1 pseudogene is annotated in these 306 nt (G+C 63.7%); it reads right to left on the reverse strand.

Features of this window, described 5'->3' with window-relative positions:
* Nucleotides 1-306, reverse strand: a pseudogene (locus tag ACPXB3_RS22610) (HNH endonuclease); the annotation flags it as partial.

The raw sequence follows: 306 nt of genomic DNA on the forward strand, positions 1-306 counted from the left end.
CAGGCGTTTCTCCCGTCCGACGTTCAAGGGGACTCCGTTGTGGTCGCGGACGATCATGGTGATCGAGGTGTCGCAACTCAATGTTTTGGCGGTGTCGACGGTGATCGATCCCATGAATTCGAGTTCGGTGAGGTCGGGGGTGTCGGCGGGTAGCAGCATCAGGGTTGCGCCGGCGGGTTTGGCCGACATGGTGGTGTCGGCGAGGCCGCGGGCGGCGAGGTCGAGGATCGTTTCGAGAGCATCGGCACGTCTGCGTTCAGCTTTCCGCGGGTCGAGCGAACCGTCGGGCTGAGGCTTTGGTGCGGA

Source organism: Gordonia sp. DT219, assembly GCF_049847065.1.
GTDB lineage: Bacteria > Actinomycetota > Actinomycetes > Mycobacteriales > Mycobacteriaceae > Gordonia.